The 23,770-nt window shown below is 35.1% G+C and carries 20 protein-coding genes; 18 read left to right on the top strand and 2 right to left on the bottom strand.

What is annotated here, in order from left to right; genetic code table 11:
- The first annotated feature begins 31 nt into the window (after positions 1-31).
- The 6 genes from BC962_RS16285 to BC962_RS02840 all read left to right on the top strand — a co-directional run bounded on the left by BC962_RS16285 (position 32) and on the right by BC962_RS02840 (position 5,738).
- Entirely contained in the window at positions 32-217 is a 186-nt protein-coding gene (locus tag BC962_RS16285; RefSeq protein WP_121344409.1) for a hypothetical protein, read from the top strand.
- Between the two features lie 456 nt (positions 218-673).
- Positions 674-2,629 (top strand): FTR1 family protein, encoded by a 1,956-nt coding sequence (locus BC962_RS02860; protein ID WP_121344408.1) that lies wholly within the window; start codon positions 674-676, stop codon positions 2,627-2,629.
- 277 nt (positions 2,630-2,906) lie between these two features.
- Complete coding sequence (locus tag BC962_RS02855) at positions 2,907-3,758, top strand: RteC domain-containing protein (RefSeq protein ID WP_121344407.1); 852 nt, start codon at positions 2,907-2,909, stop codon at positions 3,756-3,758.
- Between the two features lie 293 nt (positions 3,759-4,051).
- Entirely contained in the window at positions 4,052-4,336 is a 285-nt protein-coding gene (locus tag BC962_RS02850; RefSeq protein ID WP_008610945.1) for a helix-turn-helix domain-containing protein, read from the top strand.
- A 3-nt stretch (positions 4,337-4,339) separates the two neighbouring features.
- The gene (locus tag BC962_RS02845; protein ID WP_121344406.1) at positions 4,340-5,092 is read left to right on the top strand and encodes a hypothetical protein; all 753 of its coding nucleotides are present in this window, start codon (positions 4,340-4,342) and stop codon (positions 5,090-5,092) included.
- Positions 5,076-5,738, top strand: coding sequence for a P-loop NTPase family protein (locus BC962_RS02840; RefSeq protein ID WP_121344405.1), 663 nt, complete (start codon positions 5,076-5,078; stop codon positions 5,736-5,738). Before BC962_RS02845 ends, BC962_RS02840 begins: the two co-directional genes overlap by 17 nt.
- A gap of 96 nt (positions 5,739-5,834) precedes the next feature.
- On the opposite strand, the gene BC962_RS02835 is transcribed toward BC962_RS02840, so the two are convergent.
- Entirely contained in the window at positions 5,835-6,476 is a 642-nt protein-coding gene (locus BC962_RS02835; RefSeq protein ID WP_121344928.1) for an N-acetylmuramoyl-L-alanine amidase family protein, read from the bottom strand.
- A gap of 189 nt (positions 6,477-6,665) precedes the next feature.
- Here BC962_RS02835 and BC962_RS02830 point away from each other — a divergent pair, with 189 nt between their 5' ends.
- The 12 genes from BC962_RS02830 to BC962_RS02770 all read left to right on the top strand — a co-directional run bounded on the left by BC962_RS02830 (position 6,666) and on the right by BC962_RS02770 (position 22,153).
- Positions 6,666-6,953, top strand: a complete 288-nt coding sequence (locus BC962_RS02830; RefSeq protein WP_121344404.1) for a hypothetical protein — start codon at positions 6,666-6,668, stop codon at positions 6,951-6,953.
- Between the two features lie 271 nt (positions 6,954-7,224).
- Complete coding sequence (locus tag BC962_RS02820; RefSeq protein WP_121344402.1) at positions 7,225-9,627, top strand: TraG family conjugative transposon ATPase; 2,403 nt, start codon at positions 7,225-7,227, stop codon at positions 9,625-9,627.
- A 4-nt stretch (positions 9,628-9,631) separates the two neighbouring features.
- A complete protein-coding gene (locus BC962_RS02815) occupies positions 9,632-10,213 on the top strand; it encodes a conjugal transfer protein (protein ID WP_121344401.1) in 582 nt (193 codons plus the stop codon).
- Between the two features lie 2 nt (positions 10,214-10,215).
- On the top strand, positions 10,216-11,058 hold the full coding sequence (locus BC962_RS02810) for a hypothetical protein (protein WP_121344400.1): 843 nt from the start codon (positions 10,216-10,218) through the stop codon (positions 11,056-11,058).
- 11 nt (positions 11,059-11,069) lie between these two features.
- Positions 11,070-11,684, top strand: a complete 615-nt coding sequence (locus tag BC962_RS02805; RefSeq protein WP_121344399.1) for a conjugal transfer protein TraK — start codon at positions 11,070-11,072, stop codon at positions 11,682-11,684.
- Positions 11,674-12,603, top strand: a complete 930-nt coding sequence (traM, locus tag BC962_RS02800) for a conjugative transposon protein TraM (RefSeq protein ID WP_121344398.1) — start codon at positions 11,674-11,676, stop codon at positions 12,601-12,603. Before BC962_RS02805 ends, traM begins: the two co-directional genes overlap by 11 nt.
- Positions 12,604-12,633: 30 nt before the next feature.
- Positions 12,634-13,491 (top strand): DUF4138 domain-containing protein, encoded by an 858-nt coding sequence (locus BC962_RS02795; RefSeq protein WP_183075432.1) that lies wholly within the window; start codon positions 12,634-12,636, stop codon positions 13,489-13,491.
- Between the two features lie 7 nt (positions 13,492-13,498).
- On the top strand, positions 13,499-13,864 hold the full coding sequence (locus BC962_RS02790; RefSeq protein WP_121344396.1) for a hypothetical protein: 366 nt from the start codon (positions 13,499-13,501) through the stop codon (positions 13,862-13,864).
- A 97-nt stretch (positions 13,865-13,961) separates the two neighbouring features.
- Complete coding sequence (locus tag BC962_RS02785) at positions 13,962-17,207, top strand: Eco57I restriction-modification methylase domain-containing protein (protein ID WP_121344395.1); 3,246 nt, start codon at positions 13,962-13,964, stop codon at positions 17,205-17,207.
- Entirely contained in the window at positions 17,179-18,066 is an 888-nt protein-coding gene (locus BC962_RS02780) for a hypothetical protein (RefSeq protein WP_121344394.1), read from the top strand. The genes BC962_RS02785 and BC962_RS02780 overlap by 29 nt, the downstream gene beginning before the upstream one ends.
- 5 nt (positions 18,067-18,071) lie before the next feature.
- A complete protein-coding gene (locus BC962_RS02775; RefSeq protein ID WP_121344393.1) occupies positions 18,072-20,270 on the top strand; it encodes an ATP-dependent endonuclease in 2,199 nt (732 codons plus the stop codon).
- Positions 20,267-22,153: a UvrD-helicase domain-containing protein gene (locus BC962_RS02770; protein ID WP_121344392.1), complete on the top strand. Its 1,887-nt coding sequence runs from the start codon at positions 20,267-20,269 to the stop codon at positions 22,151-22,153. The genes BC962_RS02775 and BC962_RS02770 overlap by 4 nt, the downstream gene beginning before the upstream one ends.
- 28 nt (positions 22,154-22,181) lie before the next feature.
- Here BC962_RS02770 and BC962_RS02765 read toward each other — a convergent pair whose 3' ends face one another.
- On the bottom strand, positions 22,182-23,762 hold the full coding sequence (locus BC962_RS02765) for a type IV secretory system conjugative DNA transfer family protein (protein ID WP_121344391.1): 1,581 nt from the start codon (positions 23,760-23,762) through the stop codon (positions 22,182-22,184).
- Between the last annotated feature and the right edge of the window lie 8 nt (positions 23,763-23,770).

Here is a 23,770-nt window from a genome sequence, read left to right as displayed (position 1 = left end):
TAAAATTTCAAGAAGCAAAAAAAATGAAAAAATGTCTCAAAATCGAAGAAAGAGAAGGCAGAGAAAAAAGGATGAAAGACCTGTAGAAAGTACCATAACGAAGAAAGACAGACTGTATGGCATCTTAGCACTTGCCGGAATCTTTACTGTAGTACTTATTTTTTATTTCTTTGAAGCCATTTTTTATTTCTTTTACCTGCTCTTTTCGAATAAATAAAGTTGAAATAATGAATAAAAGTTAAAGGCTTTTAATTTATCTAATAATAGTGGGAGTTGAAAATTTAATGTTTAACTAAATGATTTCTTTAGATGATATCGTATTCCATTTAAGGATAGAAAGTTTGCATTATTCAGGGGGACTGTCTCTTTTGCAAGGTAAACCGTGTCTTGAAATGCTTGTAATTAAATTATGTCGTTAAACCGAAGGATAAGAAGAAGGGAGAAAAGGTCTAAGAGTAAAATAACCAAAAGAGATAAGTTATTGGCATCTATAGCCCTAATAGTAATTTTTATCGCAGCTATCCTCTTGTTCCATTTCTTTTTAAAAGATTTCGCACTGAAGTAACTCAGTGAGAATTTTTTTAACCACTCTTTTTCGAATGGATTGATTTTTAAGTGTATTTTTGTTTTTATTTAGTCTAAATAAAAATAGTAATTATTATAAAAGATTTTTATGTTACAACACAAGCGTTATTTATACAATTTTATAGTGGGTCTCATTGCTCTATTGAGTTATTCAAACATCTATGCTACGACGATAAAAGACGAATCCAACATTCAGACTATAATCCATTTATTGGATTATCTCTCAAAAGATTATCCCGCAGCAGTTAAAAATGGGGTTATAATAGATGAAGGTGAATATCTTGAAATGAAAGAATTTAGTGAAACCATCCTCTCTTTAAGCAAGAAACTTGAGCTCACTAAAAAGCAGGCGAATCAGATACAGAGGAATTTGATGGATTTGAAAGCAAATGTACTAAACAAGGTTTCCCATCAAAAAATAAAAGCTGTCACTTCAAAGGTCAAGTGGGCTATTATCAATTTTACGGAATTCGAAATTAGCCCACTTAATTGGCCAAATATTGATAATGGACAGAAGCTATTCCTGAACAATTGCATACAATGTCACGGAGCAAGCGGCAATGGAAAGGGCAAACTGGCGGTGGGTTTAAATCCAGCACCCACAAATTTTTTGAACGATACCATTATGCGTGAGGTGTCCCCGTTCCAGGCCTACAATACTATTAAACTTGGCGTAGAAGGTACTGCAATGCAAAGTTTCGGTATGTTGAGCGATAAAGAAGTATGGGATCTTTCCTTTTATATCAAATCCCTGAGGTTTAATGCCACTTTTGCGGATTCGCTTGAGCTAAAGGAAATATTTGACAAAGTCTCTAATGAAGTTTCCTTAAAAGATGTGGCTACTCTATCCGATAAGGAATTGATTCAAAAGTTGGGTTACGAAGATTCCGTTACTTATAAAAAAATGAAAGCTTTAAGAATTTTTTCTCTTCACGAGACCTCGACCGAAAATAGTCTTGTTGTTGCAAGAAATTACCTGAACGCTGTTCTGTTAGATTATAAGGAGGGCAATAAAAAATCGGCACGTCAAAACGCCTTAAATGCGTATCTCGAAGGTATTGAACCAGTGGAGGTACGCTTGAAAGCCAACGACCCAGAATTTACCTCACACCTAGAGCAGCAAATGATGGCGGTTAGACAAGCTATAGAGAGCTCTAAAAGCATCTCCACAGTACAAGCTGAAATCGCTAATGCGCTATCAATGATAGACCGTGCAGACCAATTGATGAGGGATACGAAGCTCAACTATTGGCTTTCTTTTTTCTTGGCAGCATCTATTATGTTGCGCGAGGGGCTTGAAGCATTCCTTATCATTGCCCTGATTCTGGCTTTAATAAAAACTTCAGGCACAAAAAAAGCGCTCCCGTATGTACACGGAGGGTGGATTATGGCCATTTTAATAGGTATTGCAGGATGGTTCCTTTCAGATTGGATAATAGGTATTAGTGGTAAGAACCGTGAGATTATGGAGGGATTAATTTCTTTAATAGCGGTAATAGTGTTAGCATTTGTTGGGTTTTGGTTGCATAATCATTCCCATTCAAAAAAGTGGAAAGAATTTATAGAAAAAAAGATAGGCAAACAACTAAGAGGGGAGAAAATGTTAGGATTGGCCGTATTTTCTTTTATGGTAGTATTTAGGGAAGCCTTCGAATCCATCCTTTTTTTACAGGCCATTAGCTTAGAGACCAAAACTGGCGATGGGTCTTCCATAGGTTTGGGCGTAATTGCTGCTTTTACACTGATAGCATTGCTTGCCGTTATTTTTGTAAAATATTCCAAAAGAATTCCAGTAAGGCAACTTTTTAGATACTCATCTTGGGTAATAACCTTACTTGCGATAATCTTGATTGGGAAAGGGGTTCACGCCGTCCAAGAGGCAGGCTGGGTATCAGTCACTAGTTTCCCTATTTCCCTTAAGATAGATTGGTTGGGCGTGTATCCTACAAATGAAACTCTAATGGCACAAGTGGTCTTGTTAGGGTTTCTTTTACTGTTGTATTATGTTAGCAATCATAGAAATAAGGCTATTCAAGTTAAATAAGAGATGCGTAGACTTGAGTTCCTCAAACTTTTACAGGCTTGAATATAATGTAATAATAAACCTAACGAATTAAAAAGCCTAATAATGGTAATAAAGTAACATTTATAGAGCGTGTATTTTAACTAGTCTCTCTTTATGACACCAAATGATTTAGGTGTTTTGTATTAAGTCGTATTGGAAACGATGTTAAGATGCAAAATGCGATTTCTTAAACCCCAAAATTACAGTTGTCAATAATGTGGGTTTTATTTTATTAACATTTAAACCCAGATTAAATTTGGAAAAAGATTTACTTAAAATAATAGAAGATTTCAAAAATGAAATATTAGAAATAGAGGAGTCCAACGTTAATGATTTCAATGTAGTTGAAAAGGGAATTACAATCTCAAGGAAATATTTACAAAAACTTCGGCTATGTATTAGAGATAATAATTTCAAAAATAAAGAAAATGAAATAACATTTTTCAAAAAGCACAAGCCGTATGTTTATAGCAGGTTGAAATTCTATGCTAAACTGTATAATTTTTTGATTAATCGCCCGGCGGGAACGATTCAATCTCAACAGATCTTTATAGACGAAGAAATTCAAAAACTTCAAGAAAGTAATCGCCGGAATATCGACTTTATTAAATATTACCGGGAGGAATCTACGGTTTTAGATGAATTTTACTTTATAAGAGGTAAAGATAAAATTAGTCTGGTTTCGGACACTTCCCATTTCTATACTGATGCTGAATTTTCTACAAGTCACGATAACGCAATTGCTAAAATTATGGCCTATGACCTCTTAATAAATCACTACGTTCAGGAATTAAGTTATTTAAGAGATCAGTCCTACGGTATTTCAAATAAACTAAACACTTTAGCCAATGGTGAGCGCCTTGGCTGGACGGCTTCAAAAACTGACCTGATTGAATTGATTTATGCCTTACAGGCTTCTGGAGCGATAAAAAGCGGTACAGCTGGTATTAAAGAAATGGCTTCAGCTTGTGAAGACATTTTCGAACTTAAACTTGGAAATGTATATAGAACTTTTCTAGAAATTAGAGAACGAAAAATCGACCAAACCAAGTTTATCGATAGACTAAAAGCCACACTTTTAAGGCGAATGGAAGAAACGGACGGTTAATATTTTGAGCTTTTAAAATGTTAAATTTTTTCCCAAGTTGGGTCTAACTTGGGAAAAAATAAAATTAATTTTATCTATTATCATTTGGCATAGATGATTTAAAGTGACACCTCTAAATCAAACCAATTTAAACCATTGAAAATGAGCAAATAAAAACACCCTACTTGGGTACAACTTGGGATTAAAATCCAATAAACCATCCCAAATTTGTAGAACGAAAGTCAAATCAGGTCAGGGACTATCAAATTAGTTGAAATCGATACGATAGTCCCTTTCTTTAAAACCGTTCTATTATGCCAGCAAATATTATTACCACCGACGACCTTCGAGAATTTAAAATGGAATTGCTCGATGACATCAAGAATCTTCTATCTAAACAAGCAACTGGAAAACTCAAGAAATATTTAAAATCTTCCGAGGTAATGGACTTGCTTCAAGTCAGTCCAGGTACATTACAGAATCTTCGCATCAATGGAACGTTGCCATACACAAAAGTTGGGGGCATTATCTACTATGATGCAGAGGAAATTCAAGATGTAATGAACTCAAATCGAGTGCAGCACAAGCAAAATTCTTAAAAGATGAACTATATAAAGCTACTAAATGCGGCTTTTGAAAAGTTCTTTTTTGATGACCGCCTCAATCCAACGCACATAAGCCTTTATATGGCACTGTTCCAAGAATGGAACAGTTGCCGATTTATGGATGAATTCTACGTAAACCGTAGAGACTTGATGCGTTGTGCCAAAATAGGCTCTAAGTCCACATATCATAGATGCATTGTGGAATTAGATTCTTGGCAATACCTATCGTACTTCCCTTCCAACAATCCGTATAAGGGCAGCAAAATCAAGATGGCCATTCTGGGGACAAGTGATGAACCTGATACGGGACGGTACAGTCCCAAATTAGAACAGCTTGCGGAACACTACCGTCCCATTGAAGAACCAGTAGTGTACCAGCACCATCCCAATAATGGACAAGCTGTGGACTCGCACCGTCCCACCAGTGGACAAGCATTGGTATCTACTATAAACAATACCAAACAAGTAAACAATATAAAACAACCAAAGGGCTGGCAGGCGGTAATAGATTTTTTTATTGAAAAAGGTTTTAATGCTGATGAAGGAAAAAAATTCTTTGAGCATTATGAAACCCGGAACTGGCAAACGAGTGATGGAAATGAAATTAGAGATTGGCGTGCCTTGGCCACAAACTGGATGGACAGAACAGAATTATATGCCGAGGAAAACAAACCAAACAAAAAACAAGCGTCCCAAATCAAGGACAACCTGCGAACCAGTAAAAACAAAGACTATGGACAACCCCTCTAAAATAACCGAAGGTGGCGTTGAATATGCGCTCGGGAACTTTGATGGCAAAAGCATTCTCTACGATTTCCCAAAAATTTTAATTTACCTGAACGCAAAAGGGAAGCTGCTTTTTGGCGATAAATTTAAAATCTACGACCAAGATGAAGCAATAGTCCTGAAGCTTTGCAATTATTTTGTCCGCGATAAAGAAAACTGCAAAAAGAACGGCATCGACCCAGAAAAAGGCATTTTGCTTTCCGGACCCGTGGGATGTGGCAAAACAAGTTTAATGAAATTACTGCGCCACATTGTACCGCTGCAACGCCCCTATGAAATGATTCCCTGCCGGAATGTAACCTTCAGTTTTAACCATTTAGGTTTCAAAACCGTTGAAGAATATGGCAACACGAAGTTTTACTGTTTCGACGATTTAGGTGTCGAACCCGCAGGTCGGTTTTATGGCAAAGACCTAAACGTTATGGGCGAAGTTTTGCTATCGCGCTATGAATTATTTGTTCAGACCAAAGGCAAGGTAAAAACCCACGCAACTACCAATCTCAACGCAGAGGAACTGGAAGAACGCTATGGGAATCGGGTACGTAGCCGAATGCGTGAACTTTTTAATTTGGTTGCCTTTGATAAAGGGGCTGAAGATAAACGCAAGTAACTCAACTTTTGAAGGATTAATACAGCAAAATTATTTCTGAAATAAACTGCTCTACTATAGCCTTCAAGCTCTTTGTTAACTCTAAAAAAATATCTTTCATAATTTTATGGATTTTTTAATGGATATTAATATTGATAGTGCGATGCGTTCAATATTGTTGTTATCTAAAATATAGCTTCCCTCATCCCAATTGGATAAAAAGCCCAATTCCAATAGTATTGATGTGCAATACTCAACAGTTTCTCGAAGTACCTGAAAGTTCGCAAACTTCACACCTCTACTTTGATAGCCTATTGTTTCACAAAATACTTTTTCAATTTGATAACCAATGAAAACGGATTCTTTAGAATATTCCCCTTGTTTCTTTGAAGAATAAACCTCAATCCCGCTTGCTTCTGGATTATCAGAATGATTGCAATGCAAAGACACAAACAAATCAGCATTTAAGGCTTTGGCCAGCTTGGTTCTATCCGATAGCGAAATGAGCGTATCACTATACCTGGTCAAATAAATATCCAAAGGCTTATCCATTTCATTATTTAGATTCAAAATGGCATTTGCAACATCCAAAACCACATCCTTTTCTTGGATGCCATTTATTCCGATTGCACCAGAATCTTTTCCACCGTGTCCAACATCAATCACAATTCTTTTTTGAGCAGTCGTTTCCTGTCCAAAAATGATGCACATTTTTAAGAGCAAAATCACAAAACTGACGTTTTTGAGCACTTTTTTCATTTTCAATTTTTGGGTTATCAACAATTTACTTTCTAAAATCCATAGAATTTGATGCCAAATAATAACAAACGAATTCAAACTAAATCAAATAATATTTTATTCACAAATATTTGATAATCAGTTATTTATGAACAAATATATGTAAATTTCCAATAACGAAAACAACACAAAATTCTAAACTGTTACGCTATGAAAAAATCAATTTATTTGGCAACTTTTTTGTCGTTGCTCTCAACATCACTTTTTGCTCAAATTGGGGGAATTGAAGATTCGGTCGATGATGTTTCAAACACCATCCGAACCATTTTTCCCATCATTTTAGGGGTTATTTTCCTAGTTGGTTTCCTATTTAATGCAGGACATTTCTTTGGGGAAAATGCTGACCTCAAAAAAGGAATCACAAGGGTTCTCGTATTTGTTTTGATTGCAGGCGCAGTCGTAGGCATCTTCACTTACCTAATAGGAATCGTAGTATAAATGAAACGGTTCGAGGTCTATAAAAACATTAGGAAACGGGCGGTCATATTTGGGCTGCCCATTTCCCTGTTTGCCTTGATGATGGTTTCCATACTTGCATCGCTGTTAGTAATTATTTTCTCTTTCAGCTTTGGGATAATTATAGGGATATTGGTATTCAATGCTGCATTATATGTCGCCTTGACTCGAATAAACCACAATCCGCAGCTTTTCCAAATGGCGAAAGCCTTCCCAAAAATTATCAGTAACAAAAGAAATTCAGGCTTCGATTATGAACAAGATTAATCTTTCGGCATATCAACCCATTACGGATATTCAAGATAATATCGTATTTGCAAATAATGGCAATGTGGTATTGTGTTTTGAAGGAAACCTACCCGAAATCTATTCTTTGTCCGAAAAGGATTTTGAAGATATGCACGGTGCTTGGTTTCAGGCTTTAAAATCTTTGCCTGTTGGGACAGTGGTTCACAAACAGGATATCTACCTGAAGAAATCCTATTCTTCGGAACAGCTTCCCAATAAAACTTTTTTAGAGAAAGCAACACACGAGCATTTTAAGGGTCGGGGACATATTGAACATAAATGTTATCTGTTCTTCATCCTCACTAAAAACAAGGCGCTTAACAACCCAAAATATGTCAATCCGTTCCGAAAAGCTTCAAAGGGAATTGTACAAGAACTGGATGACAACATTAAAAGCTTCGTCAACTCGGTAAGCGACTCTGTTTCCTTTATAAACAATAGCCGAAAAATGGCGTTCCTTCCCCTTAAAACGGAAGATATTCAGAAGCTCACAAGTGGCTATTTTAATGGCTTCAACGAAGGCTTTGATACTGACATAATACTGGAAAAGAAAAGCGTCAATATTGGCGAAAACCATTTTGATGCCCTTGCCATCAATAGCGAACTGTGCTTTGGCGAAAGTGTACAGAGTAGCAAAACCAATGAGAAATTCACTTCAGATGATTTTGTGTTTCATCAAGGGTTTATTGATGGTCTTGGGCTTACGCTTAATGAAAATCATATCGTCAACCAGATAATCTATCTCGATGATAAACAAAAGTGGCGCAAGCTGCTCGACAAGAAGATTGAGGAACTCAACAAAAGTTCCAACTTCGGTTCGCAGAATAAAGTGGTTCTTGGCAAAATTCAGCACATTCTTGACCAAATCAATGCCGATGATAACGCACGGATTATTCGTGGTCATCTTAATATCGTGTATTGGGCAAAGGAAGCTAAAGAGCTCGACAAGATAACTTCAAAAATAAAGACTGAATTTAAGGAATTGGATATCATCCCGTATTACCCACGAGGCGAAGAACGTAAAAACTATATTCTAAATAGTTACTGCTGCTTTTCATCCAACTTTTCAAACAACGATTTATATGTAACCGATTTAAAACACGCGCTCTGCTTGTTCATCAATAACACCAACTATAAAAGCGATAATACCGGAATCATCTTTAATGACCGTGAACATAACATTCCTGTTCTAAAGGATGTTTGGGATGAAAAGAAGAAACGCATCAAGGCACGAAACTTTGCCATTTTCGCCCCAACTGGCGAAGGAAAATCCTTTTTAGCAAATAACATTCTGCGCCAGTATTTTGAAAGTGGCGTTCGCTTGGTCATTATCGACTTAGGTGGCTCGTACACCAAATTCGCAAAGCTCTATCCTGAAAAATATACGGTGCTTCGCTACGAAAGCGGAAAGAACTTGGGTATCAATCCATTTTACATCAGTCATCAAGATGACTTAACACCAGAGCGATTGGAAGACTTATCCGTTTTTCTATTTGAACTCTTTGCTTCAGATTTAAAAGTTACGAAAGCACAATCGGTTTCCGTTAAAAAGATACTGCGCCATTATTATGATAGTACTTCTGAAAATCACTCGTTAGATGGTTTTTACAGCTTTATAGAAAAAAGCCAAGAAAATCTACTTGACACTCTTAAAATCCATCCCGACTACTTCAATGTCACGAGCTTCTTGCACGTAATGTCCGAATATGTCGGCGATGGTCTATACAGCTTTCTATTTGAAGTCAGCGAAGACCAGACTTATAAAATCGAAGACAAACGATTGATTGTTTTTGAACTGGATGAAGTAAAGGATAACAAAGAAATCCTATCCGTGATGTTGAAGCTGATTAAGTCAGCCATCCAAAGAACCATTTGGAAAAATAGGGCTGAAAAAGGCATCATTCTTTTTGATGAGTTTGCCAAGCAACTGAAGTTTGAAAACGTATTGGAAAGCGTTGAGTTCTACTACCAAGCAATTCGTAAACAGAACGGTGCTATTGGGATTATTCTTCAATCCATTAATCAGCTTCCGAACAATTCAACTTCAGCGAGCATACTGGAAAACACACAGGTCATTTATAGTTTGAATAATGAAAAAGGCTATGACGAATTGGTCAAACGTCTCAATCTATCCAGCCACGATTTGAACCAATTAAAATCCATCAAGAACAATCTTTCTGGACCACGGAAGTACACCGAAATGTTCATCAAGATAGGCAGGGAAAGTAACATCTTCCGTCTTGAAGTTCCGAAGGAAGTGTACGCAGCTTATTTGACCGATGGTCAGGAAAACGAAGAAATAATGAAGCTCTACAATGAGCATCACGATATGCAAAAGGCAATAATTCAATTCACTTCTAAAACATAATATTATGAAGACAAAAATCAAAATTTTAGTAATGACAGTAGCCCTTACCTTATTTATGTCGGGCAATGCTATTGCACAGGGAATGCCCACTTATGACAACACCAATTTTATCAGTTTGGTAAAACAACTGATAGAATCAGGTAAACAGACAGCTCAAATGATTAAGTCTGTAAAATTCCTAAAAGATGCAAAGGAAAGCATTGAGAAGGTATCAAGTGTTGTGCAACAATTAAATGCGGTTCAAGAAATTGGACAAAATAATCAACGCCTTATCAATATGATGCAAAACGATTTACAGGATATTTTGAACTCGCCTTACATCAAGCCAGGCGAAGTTAGCAGAGTTGTGGAATCATTCGATGCCATAGTCCAAAACTCACTGGACACGATGGATTTCATAGACGAAATCCTATCCAGCGATTATCTAAAAATGAGCGATGCTGAACGAGCTGAAATTCTTAAACAAAAAGAACTGGAATCAAAGGAAATGGTTTCTAATGTCAAAGCCAAAACCAAACGATACAAGGATATTATTTCCTTCAGAAAAATGCAGGATAAAATAAATAACCGCGAAACCGAATATTAAAGATGACCGCAACCATCATTTTAGGGATTGGATTGGAATATATAGACACGGTTTTCCAGACCATACAGAACAGCAGCTTCTCGCAATATACTATTGCAGGAATGAAAACGCTTGCTGTTCTGTTTTTTCTGGTCAATATCCTTAAAAAATATAATGAAGGTATTGCGGATAAGGATGGCTACACTTGGGGTTTGAGCCCAGGCGAACTGGCAAAGAATTTTGCAATAGTAGTTTTGGTCATATTTTCTACACAGGTGTTAGGCTTTTTCGATAGTATCTTGGTTTCTATAGAAGCACAATATCGAGGAACTGCTCCAGCCTTATTGCCTTTGCAAATGCAGGACATTCCAATAGAAGAAGATGTAAATTTAATTGACGCTGCAAAAAATGCAATGACATTGCTTTATGAAGCTTTGGTCACACCACTTTACGGGTTCAAAATATTTGCCTTTATCATTGGGATTATCCTATGGATTTTAGACCTGTTTATTTATCCGCTCTTTTTAGCAGAACGATTCTTCCTTTTGGGCATTATGCAGGCATTTTTTCCATTGGTCATCAGTTTAGCTGTATTTGAGAAATTCCGTTCCCTCGCCTATAATTTTTTCAAATTGTATGCAGCGGTATATATGCTCGTGCCAGCCTTCTTTTTGGTCAACGTATTTGTTAATGCGCTATACACAGAAATCAACACAAACTTTTGGAATAACCTTTTTGGAACAGATGTAGGTGAAGGTTTTTTTGCTCCTGTTGTACAACTTGGTTCAGTTGGCTTTATCGTCTTTCTGAAATTTAAGTTATACAGGCGCGCCACCTCCTTCACGTTAAGATTATTTTCCAACTAAAGCAAATCAGAATGAAAACACCTTATAAGAATATTTACAATGTCCTAAAGTTGAATAGGTTTATCGTTTTAGCAGTCGTAATATTTTCCTTTTTGGCTAGCACATTTTCGGTTTGGATGGCATTTACTACCCATAAAAGTGCACTAAACAATGCCTTTGCAATCAATACCGACGGTAGCATCATTCCGCTAAAACTCGTTACCCAAAAAGAAAATTTCAGGGTTGAAGCTTTGGCGCATTTAGAGTTGTTCCATACGTATTTCTACAATATCGATGCGAGTAACTATGAACGCAATTTAGAAAAAGCGCTTTGGTTGGGTAACAGTTCCATTGACAACCTTTATCGCCAGAAGAAAGCTGATGGTGTTTATAATCGACTCTTACAATACTCCTTGGTTCAAAAAGTATTGAGTATCGATTCAAGGGTAATCGAAAATAATGATTCATATAGTTTTACCACGACGACCATTTTTGAAATCAATAGAGGTTCCATAATTGACACTTATGAACTGGTTTCGACAGGAAAGCTGATTATGGTTGACCGAAACTTCCCGAACAATCCACACGGATTATTGATAACCGATTACTTTGAAAACACCTTAAAAAAATTGAACAATGAAAATTGAAAAAAATAAAATTGTCTTTGCAGCAGTATTGGCTGTGATTTTCATATTTCTAATTTCCTATTCCGTAATGGTAATTGGCGATGATGAGAGTGAAAATGAAAACCTTGAACAGACCTTGATACCCGATTTGGAAGAAAATCAAAAAGAATACGATTCCAAACTGGATGCCATCAATGATTTAAAGGAAGTACGTGAAAACAATGCACCGAGCATCTATGATGAAAAACTGATTGATTCCCTTGGCTTTTATGATGCAGATTTGCCTCAACGTGAAAAAGAACGTATCGTGGATAGCATTTATTCCGCAGGAAAAATCAAATATTCTGATTTGACTTATCAGAATCTTGGTTCAAGAAAAACAATTCGCAAAAAAGTAAAAGAGGTAGATTCCACTGAAATTAAAAGAGAACAAAAGATTGAAGCCAAAGAATTAGGCTTGGAACATCAATTGTTCTTTGCTGCTTCGCCAAAACCAAACGACATTTCCATTATCGGGAATACGGATGAAACAATCTATGTGGTCGTCGATGGCGACCAAGTAGTAAAAGCAAACTCCAGATTAAGAATGCGGCTTACCAAGGCTGCTATGATTAACAATAAGCAAATGCCAAAAAACACGCTCGTTTTTGGGTTTATCAGTTTTCAGCCCAATCGTGCTTTAATAGAAATTGAAAATATCAAACACCATCCCACTAAACTCAAAGCCTTCGATTTACAGGATGGTAGCGAGGGCATCTATGTCGAAAACAATTTTAGGGCAGAGATAACAACGGAAGTCCTGGACGATGTTATAGGCGATATTAATATTCCAAGTGTTCCTGAAGTTGGCGGAATCACAAAAATCCTCAAACGTAAAAACCGAAGTGTGAAAGTGACCGTGCTGAACAATTATAAACTTATTCTAAAACCAAAACTATGAGCCATCTCGGGTTCTTAAAAATTCACTATTATGAAAAAATATATCATAACTTCATTATTACTAGCTGTTTCCACATTTGCACCTCGAATTTGCTTCGCGCAGGTTACAGCACAAGACACAATTGTAATTGATACCATATATGCGAATGACACTAAAAATGTTGCGCTGTTTTTTCCAGAGCCCATTCGCCAGGGAATAACCGGTGCAGAAAATTTTATATTTACCTACAATCGTGAAAAAGAGCAGTATTTCGGGCTTCTTCAAGCAAAGCCTGGGAAAGAAAGCAATCTTCTGATAGTCAATAGAGATGGTTCAATTTTTTCGTATATTGTAAGGTATAAAGCGCAGCTATTAAAATTCAATTATTTTATTCCGAAGTCAAGTAGTATCGGGAATGAAAGACCAATATTGAATGATTCTATTTCTGTTGTTACTGCTGAAAGCAATGTTGATAACAGGAATTATTATTACCAGAAATTCAGTTCCTATCTTCTTGAGAGAAAGCAGCGTGTAGGTAGGATTAAAAAGAGAACCGAAGGTATAGTTTTGAGCGTTGAGAACATTGTTTTTGATACGGAAGAACTTTACTTTGTCATCCAGATTAAGAATAATTCTACGTTGGATTATGATTTGAATTTCTTAAAACTCTCTGTTGAAACAAGACAGAAGGGGAAAAAGAAATCGTTACAACGACTGTATCAAGAACCGATTTTCAAACATAATATGCCTTCTAAAATCACAGAAAACGAAACGGTTCGGTTTGTTTATGTCTTGCCGAAGTTTTCGCTATCCAATGACCGCAGAGCAATTTTTGAACTGCACGAAAAAGATGGCGAACGTAATATTGAACTGAAAATATCACATAGTTATATCAATAACCCAAATTAGTAACGTTATGAAAAATTTAGTCATTTGCTCGCTCATATTGTTGTTCTTCTCGTGTTCAGAAAAAAAGAACCTTTCCCCTTCTGAAACCACCAAAGTTGTTGCCGAAAGTTTTTATCACGGTGATGAAGCTACCTTAAAAAAGCATACAACTGCGGAAGGCTATGCAAACCTTTCAAGCATTCAAGAAATGTTTACTGAAGATAAAGATTCAGAGGCTAATTTTAAAGTGGTCGATGAAGCTATGGATGGCGAGGTGGCTTGGGTTAAATATTCAACAGCTTACGACCCAAAACCGGGTGTTTTAAAACTGGTTCAAGAAGATGGTCAATGGAAGGTTACCCATAATGGACCGAGGGATAAAGGGCCTTTTTGAAATGTTATTTATTTTTTGCTAAGTTTCAATATCAAAACCTGCTAATAATCACAAACTTTGTTAATTTTATTGATTAACAAATTTGTGATACTATTTAATGGCATTATTCCAGACATCAGTTCTAAAGAAATATTTAGCACAACAAGACGAGACAGCAGTTGATAAAGCGTACCGCAAGTATTCCAAATACTTTTTAAACCCTGAAGTACAAGAAAACATACGCAGTAGTAAAGAAGAGCAGTTTCAAGCTACATTTCTTACTGAACTTTTTGTGAATGTGCTGGATTATACTATAAATCCAAGCCCCAAATACAATCTTACTACTGAATATAAAAACGAAAAAAACAATCGAAAAGCCGATGGGGCTATTTTACACAACGAACTTACCGTTGCAGTTGTCGAACTCAAGGGAACTAACACCAAAGATTTAGAGAGCATACGTAGACAGGCATTTGATTATAAAGTAAACCATAAAGGTTGCCGGTTTGTAATTACCTCTAATTTTGAAAAGCTTCGTTTCTACATTAATGATGCTACCGATCACGAAGAATTTGATCTCTTCCAGCTTACACTAAAGGATTTTGCGTTGCTGTATTTATGTCTTCAGAAAGACAATTTGCTTAAGGCTGTACCATTAAAAATCAAGCAAGACTCATTGGTAAAAGAAGAGCAAATTACCAAAGATTTTTATAAAGATTATTCCCAGTTTAAGCGTGAACTTTATAGAGATTTGGTAAAGCGAAATAAGAAAAAGCTTAAAACTACTCTACAAAGTGACGTTAACATTACTGATGATTTAGAACACCTAAATGACTTGGAACGTCTTGAGAAGAATATCAAACTCACACTTTTTAAAAAATCCCAAAAACTTATCGATAGATTTCTATTCATCTTTTTTGCAGAGGACAGGGATTTACTAGAATATAATTACACTAAAAAGTTGTTGGAGGATTGGCAAAATGTTCGCAAATTAGATATTGATGAACCTTTATACGACCGCTTTAAAAAGCATTTTAGCTACCTAGATCAAGGTCGTAAAAATGAAAATGGAAGAAGTGAAATTTTTGCTTACAACGGAGGATTATTTAAACCAGATCCTATACTTGATAATTTAGAGATAGATGACAATTTACTCTATAATCATACATATACATTATCAACTTATGATTTTGAAAGTCAAGTAGATGTCAACATTCTAGGACATATTTTTGAAAACTCTCTTAATGAAATAGAAAGCATTACTGCGGAAATAGTAGATGGCGAATTCGACAAACAAAAAAGTAAGCGAAAGAAAGATGGTGTTTTTTATACGCCTAAATACATTACAAAGTATATCGTAGAAAACACTATAGGAAAGTTATGTGAAGAGAAGAAAGCTGAACTTGGTTTTAGAGAAGAAGAATATTTTAAGGGAAGGAAAAATCGAAAAGGATTTTTTCTTCAAAAGTTGGTGGATATACTTGACACTTATCGCGACTGGCTCTTACAGATTACCATTTGTGACCCTGCTTGCGGGTCTGGAGCATTCCTAAATCAGGCATTAGATTTTCTCATCAAGGAACATCAGTACATAGATGAACTCAAGGCAAAAGTTTTGGGTGGTGGGTTACAGTTTCCAGATATTGAAAACACAATTTTAGAGAATAACATATATGGTGTGGATCTTAATGAAGAGTCGGTAGAGATTGCAAAACTCTCACTTTGGTTACGTACCGCTCAACCACGAAGAAAGCTCAATGATTTGAGCAATAATATAAAATGTGGAAACAGTTTAATAGATAGCAAGGCCATTGCAGGAGACAAAGCTTTTCAATGGGAAAATGCTTTTGCTAAAGTGTTTGCAAATGGTGGGTTTGATGTTGTAATTGGGAACCCACCTTATGGAGATTACTTTTCAGAAAAAGAAAAAATCTATTTGTTAAAGAGATATCGACGGTCATTTTCAGGTACATTTGATATGTATATATTTTTCTTTGAAGTAGCCCTCGATTTATTAAAAAACGCTGGAAAGTTATGCTATATTACGCCAAATACTTTTATAGATTATTCTCAATTTTCAGGAATAAGAGATTTACTCAAAGCAGGAAACAATATAGAGCAAGTTATTGGGCTAACGAATGTTTTTGAAGATGCAATAGTTGATACGGCAATAATTTCTTTAGAAAAGAATAAAAATCAAACTTCAAGCTTTTTAGGCAATATCATTAAAACGAAACTTTTATCTCTTGACAATACAGAGTTATCAGCCATATCCTCCACTAATTTATTTTCTAAGGGCTTTGTAATTAGAGAGACCAAAGGTATGGATGTGTTGAAAATTATTACTGAATGTACTCACAAACTTTCTGATAAGATTAAAATAACACAAGGAATTACCACAGGAGGAAATTTAGCGTTTCTTAATACAGAAAAATATTTCACAGACGCTAAAATATCTCCTGAATATATACATAAGGTTCTTAAAGGAAAGACTATAAATCGATATCAAATCTTGTTTGATGATGAATACATATTATATTCAACGAAAGAAACTAACGAACAGGATCAAAAAAAAATCGCGAATTTATTAATTCCTTTTGAGGAAAAACTATCAAATAAAAGAGAAACAAAAAGCGGTAAATTGCCTTGGTATTGTCTTCATTGGTCAAGAGATGAGAAGGATTTCAACGAACCAAAAATTCTAATACGCCAAACAGCATCCGAAATAATTGGAGTGCTTGATGTTTCTAATTATTACCCAATTGATACTATTCATACACTAAACTTAATCCATAAAAGTGATAATAACGTAAACGAACTAAAATTCATACTAGGATTATTGAACTCATTATTTTTCAAATTTCTATACAATTGGAAGTTGGACGAAGCAGGTAAAGTATATCCACAAATAAAAAAAGTGAATATTGAATGGATTCCATTACCAAATTATACTATTACCGAAGTTGATTGTATGGCAAATCTGGTTAATACTGTTCAAGTTTTGATACAGGATTTGAATAAGCTCAAATATCAATTTAAAAGATATTTGATCTCTAAAATTCAAATAGTTAAGATATCTAGCAATATGGAAAACTGGCAAAAAATTGATTCTACGGAGTTTATAATCGAATTGAATAAAGCTATAAAAACATCCAACAAACAACGTGAAAAAGAAAACCAAAAACTGATAAACATCCTTACAAAAACAGATGAATTTGAATGGCTTGATCTCTTTGAAAAGAATAAGAAAAAAGCCCAAGAGCTGCAATCACAAATTGATTCCATAGAGCAACAAATAGATGCTATGGCGTATGAGCTTTATGGATTGAGTGAAGATGAGATTAGAATTGTGGAGAATGGGTAATATGGAAGGAACTTGTGCATTATATAGAACAGAAGGAGAATTAAGGAATAGTCACATTCTCCCAAAATTCATCATTAAACATTCCAAAAAAACAGGTTCAAAGTACCAAAGACGTGTTGTAGAACCTAATGTAAGGATGCAAGATGGTATAAAAATTCCATTACTAAGTCCGAAAGGCGAACAGGAATTTGGTAAGCGTGAGAAATGGTTTGCAGAGAATATTTTTCATCCTTATTTAAAATCTAAATACAAGCTTCCGTATAATGAGAATCTTTTTTATTTCGCTATTTCATTACTATGGAGAACAATACATTTAGAATTGAGAATGGACAAAAGTCTTTCTGAAAAATGGCATTATCAACTTTTATTAGATTGCGAAAAGGAATGGAGAGACTTTCTCTCAGTATCAATGTTCCCTAGAAACCATTCAAGTTGTTATTTATGGTTTACAGATAGAGTTGAGTTTCATACCACAGAACTTGAAGGTGTTGATTATTATATGACGCGAATAAATGATCTCACAATAATCAGTAACCCTGAAAAAACTTACCTAGCCATTTATGCAAAGTTCAACAGATTTATTTTCTTTTCAGTACTCAAGTCTCCAGGTGGCGAAGATAATTTGACTGCATTAGCTATAAACCCTATTCGAGGAACTTACTATATACCGCAACAATTCAATTATTGGGCTTTGTCAGAATTTTTAACTAACAGAATACACGGTATAAGTAAGCACAATTTAGCTAGCGAAGATCAACAAGAGAAAATATATGAAGAGATTGCTAAAGATCCTGAAGCATTTTGGGAATCAGATGCAGGACAATCTTTATATAATGATCATTTCAATTTAAAGAAATAAAAAAAATGAGACTAGATTTTTTACACATACAAAATTTTAGAAAACTTAAAAACTGCCGTATAGATGTGTCAGCTAAAGAAACTTTATTAGTTGGTGCAAATAACAGTGGAAAGACTTCTGCAATGGATGCACTAATTCTATTTCTTACTAAAAATAGAACCTTTGATCTTAAGGATTTTACTTTATCCAACTGGTCTGCCATCAATAAAATTGGAGAAACTTGGTTAAAAGAAAAAGATCCTGATAAAATAGATCTAACCAGCAAGCCTTGGGAATCTGAAATACCTACACTCGATATTTGGCTGCACGTTGAAAATAAAGAATTACAACACGTAAGTCATATTATTCCTTCTCTAGATTGGAAAGGTGGTTTGTTAGGTGTAAGATTACGTTTTGAGCCTACCGATATAGAATCTTTATATGCCGATTTTATTAAAACCACTCAAAACGCAAACAAAATCTACGATTCTAAAAAAGGGAAATCTGCAACTTTTAATTTATGGCCTAAAAACCTACGCGATTTTTTAGATAAAAAACTGAGTTCTTATTTTAAAATACAAACCTATTTGTTAGATCCTGCAAAAAGTGAAACACCACAATTGTTAACAGATAAAGATTTTGCAGTTCAAAATGAAGTCTTAAATAAATTGATAAATGTTGACATTATAAATGCTCAACGAGGTTTTACTGATGTGAACACAGATGCTGTTGAAGGTAGTGGTACAAAAAATCTATCATCGCAATTGCGTACTTATTACGAAAAACATCTGAACCCTAGTGTTAACCCTACGAAAGCAGATGTTGACGCTTTAGTGCAGCTACATCAGGCAAAAGAAACATTTAATATAAACTTAGAATCTAGTTTTAAGGATGCCTTGGGAGAACTGGAGGATCTTAATTATCCTGGTTTTGGAAATCCACAAATAAAGTTAAGTAGTGAAATAAATACGGCAAGTAGTTTACAACACGACTCTGCTGTACAATATGCTCTAAATGATGGTGTTTCCGATTTATCGCTACCAGAAAAATATAATGGTTTAGGTTATCAAAATTTAATTTCTATGATTTTTAAACTTATCAGTTTTAGAGATAAGTGGATGAAAAAAGGAAAAAGCTTAGACCCAAATGATTCAGAAATTATTTTTCAACCCATTCATTTAGTTTTAGTGGAAGAGCCAGAAGCGCATCTTCACGCCCAAGTGCAACAAGTATTTATTAGAAAAGCATATAATGTTTTGCGTAAGCATAAAAACCTTGGAGACGACAAAACTTTTATAACACAATTAATAATAAGTACACATTCTAATCACGTGGCTCACGAAATTGATTTTACAGCTTTACGTTATTTCAAAAGAAATATTTCAGAAAAAGGCACAATTAATACATCTTCTGTAGTCAACTTGTCAAAAACTTTTGGAAATGATGATGAGACTACAAGATTTGCAAAAAGATATTTGAAAACAACTCACAGTAATCTTTTCTTTTCTGATGCCGCGATCTTAGTAGAAGGTCCAGCAGAAAGAATGCTATTGCCATACTTTATAACCCATCATACCCAATTAAGTAGCTGTTATGTTTCAATTTTAGAAATAGGTGGTAGTCACGCTCATACCTTAAGACCGCTTATCGAATCTTTAGGATTAATAACCTTAGTGATTACTGATTTAGATTCTGTTATTAAGGACTCTAGAGGAAAAAAAACGCAGCCAGCTTTAGGTAAAGGTTACGAAACCGGAAATTCGTCACTCAAAGAATGGATTCCTGCGGAAAAAGATTTAGATAAATTGCTTGCTACAACCTATAAAAACAAGGAAGATAAAAATAACCCAATACGAATAGCTTTTCAAACACCTTTAGAAATAGAGCAAGGTAAAAAACAAGTCAAGGTTTATCCATACACTTTTGAAGATTCACTCGTACTTGAGAACGCTTCAATTTTTAAGAGTTTGACAGATGCCAAAGGTTTACTAAAGAAAATGGTTGATGCTACTAATGAAGTTTCAGTTCAAGAATCAGCAGATAAAATGTATAAAATCATTACAGACCCATCATCAAAAAAAGCTGAATTTGCTTTAGAATTATTTTATTTCAGAGAACCAGATATACTTAAAACTCCAAAATATATTGAAGAAGGACTTTTATGGGTTGAAGAGAAATTGAAGATGGAAAAAACAGGTTTGCAAATTAAAACAGTAGAAAAATGAGTTTAAATGATGGCAACAATGTGGATGACAACGTTGATTTTCAGATATCGGAATGTTTGAATCCCAAAAGCCCAAAGAGTTTTTTTCTCTTTGCTGGAGCAGGTTCTGGCAAAACCAGATCGCTAGTAGCGGCATTAACTGACTTCAAAACAAATCACGGTAATAAGTTCATCCTTAATAATCAAAAAATTGCGATTATAACTTATACAAATGCTGCCGCTGATGAGATTAAGCAACGATTAATGTTTGACCAAATATTTTACGTGAGCACCATTCACAGTTATGCCTGGGAACTTATACAGCTCTTTACTTTAGATATAAAATCTTATGTACAAACTAAGCTAATAGAAGATATAAAAGACCTCGAGCTAGCTCAATCAAAATCTAGGAATTTACAAAATAAGACATCAATAGATCGGGCACGAAAAATTAAAACGAAAACTAAGCGATTAGAAAACCTTATAAACGTTACTAGATTTACTTATAACCCTAACGGAGACAATTTCAAAAAAGACTCATTAAATCATAGCGAGGTCATTGGGATAACAGCAGACTTCATTGCTAATGAAATTTTGATGCAGGATATTGTAGCTGCAAGATTCCCTATAATTCTGGTTGATGAAAGTCAGGACACAAAAAAGGAATTAATTGATGCGCTGTTTACTTTACAAAAAAATAAAAAAGAAGTGTTTTCTTTAGGTCTGTTTGGAGATACTATGCAGCGAATTTATGCAGACGGAAAGCCAAACTTGGGAGAATCATTACCTCCAGATTGGGTACTTCCTGTAAAAAAGATGAACCATCGCTCTAACAAAAGGATTATAAAATTAATAAATGACATCCGCCAAGATGTCGATGAGCAAAAACAACAACCACGAAAAGAAAAATCAGAGGGAGTAGTCAGATTATTTATAGCCGATAGAGCTACGGATAAAGTTGCTACTGAAAAAACTGTAGCTGAAAAAATGTCTGCACTGACAGAGGACAAAAATTGGATAGAATCTGATAACGTCAAGACTTTAATTTTAGAACACCATATGGCGGCAATAAGGATGGGATTTTTTGGAATTTTCCAACCTTTATATAAGGTTGACAGATTAAAAACTAGCTTAATAGACGGTTCGCTATCCACGTTGAACCTTTTTAAAAATACAATTTTACCGTTGATAGAAGCTCACAAGACTAATGATAAGTTTTCAGTTATGCGGATCATCAAAACTAACTCTACTTTATTTGACAAAAAAATAATTGAGAATTCAAAAGATCAATTAAAGCATTTATCTAATATTAATGGTTATGTAACAAAATTGCTAGCATTATGGGATGGTGAAAATGATCCAAGTCTAAAAGATATACTTCACGTGATTTACGAAACCAAATTGTTTCCTTTACCAAGTATGTTTAAGGTTATTAGTTCGAGAACTAAAGATGAACAATCAACCTTTGAAAATCTGGATACCGAAGATGAAGAACCAAATGATGAAGCTATTGAAGCTTGGGATCTAGCGTTAGAAGCTAAGTTCTCCGAAGTATCTAAATATAATGAATATTTGAATGAAGGGTCTAAGTTTGCTACACACCAAGGAGTAAAGGGATTAGAGTTCCCAAGAGTTGTAGTAATTATAGATGATGAGGAAGCAAAAGGTTTTATGTTTAGTTATGATAAATTATTCGGCACTAAAGATCCAAGTGCTACTGATAAAAAAAATGAGGCTGAAGGCAATGAAACAGGGATAGATAGAACAAGAAGATTATTTTATGTTGCTTGCAGTCGTGCGGAAGAAAGTCTTGCAATAATAGCTTACTCAGACAATCCTGATCTAGTCAAAACAAATGCTATGACTTACGGTTGGTTTGCAGATAGTGAAATTGAAATAATATAAAGCCAAAAAATATAGAGAATATTTTGAATCATTGAAATAACCCACTTACCTCCTTATAAACTCTCTCAAAATTAGCTGCCAAATCAGCCTGAGAAAACTGCTTCGATTCTTGCGGAAACTCTCTTTTAATATTGGCTAACTTGAACTGTATCTTTTTATCCTTTCCATCTGCATAGGTTATAAATTCGCCTTGTTTCAATCTGAAAAAGACATCTGCCCTAATTTTTGGTATTTCTTTTTCTCCAGTTGTAATTCGAGTATCAAAATCGAGATTATGCCCACGACTTATACTTTTGGTAGGATCCTTAATAATTTCAAAAAACCGTTCGTAATATTTTGCGGTGTCTGGGTCATTGACTTTACCGAAAAATTGGTAGGATAGATTGCTTAAAATCGCTTTGCTTGCCTTGTCCCCATACATCATATCATTTTGTATTTTGTCCTGCATCACATAAATCGTAGAAATATTATAGCTTCGAAGTGTCGCAGGAATACGATGCATATTCAATAAACGAATGGTTGGTGCTTCTTCCATCATCAAAAAAGAAGGCTTTGCATTGCGTACACTCATTTGTTTTGTAATGGTATGGATGATGGTGGCAATCACAGGAGAATACGAAGTTTCAAATTTGGGATTGTTCACGACCGAAATTACAGTTGGATTTTCAGGACTATTTATATTGAGTGGCACTTCGTCCGCAGACAACGCCATAAAAATGCGCTGTGTACTAATTCGTTTCAAAGCATTGGCCAAGGTGCTTTTTACTCCTGCGGTCTGTCTTTCAGAATCTTTTCCACTTATAAAAGCATCTGCCATTGCCCTCGATGTCGTATTGGTTTCCAAAAACTGGATAAGGCTGTTTGTGTCCAGATATTGATAAATGGCGATTAAATGTGGAAGGGTACAGAATTGTGGATAGGTAGTTTTTAATTTCCAAATCAATCCACCAATCAAGCCTTCCGCAGCATCATTGAAAAATTTGGTCGTTCCAGTTGTTCCAGATTCCCGTTGTTCCAAAAGGTTTTCAATCAATACCCTTGAAACTTCGTTTACGCTTTCCTCGTTCTCTAAATAGCGTGGTGCAATAGGATTTACCCTATGTATGATTTTATCGAAGGAAATGACCTTAAAAGGGATATCGCCATCCTTAAAGAGTGGATAAGCCATTTCGGTAAGCTCAAAATCCTTGTAGTCGTGGATAATTCCGCAAAACCCTTCTTTTTCGAAGTGTTTCAAAAAACCATAGACTACACTTTCTGTCTTTCCACTTCCCGCAGAACCGATTATAGATGCACCACGTTTGATGTTATCCAGTCTGAAGTTTCCTTTTGTAGTAGCAAAGTTGACCTGATATTTGGCATTTCCACTTTTAGGCTCGTCCGTTTTATGCAAGAATACATACATTACTATATTAATTAATGTCAGAGGACAAACCAAATAAAGTGCTATTTGAAACAATGGTAATTGTTCATTTAAATAATACACAAAAGCACCAATCAATAGAAAATTGACGACAAATGCATATCTGCTTATCCGAAATATTCCATAAAAAACACTACTGGCCAAACCAATAATAAAAAGTACCGTTACGAGATTGTCCATTTGCATAGTTTTAG

It is taken from the genome of Gillisia mitskevichiae, from assembly GCF_003634585.1.
GTDB classification, from domain to species: Bacteria; Bacteroidota; Bacteroidia; order Flavobacteriales; family Flavobacteriaceae; genus Gillisia; species Gillisia mitskevichiae.
Note: the sequence above shows the minus strand (reverse complement) of the source record. Positions and strands in the feature narration are given on the sequence as shown.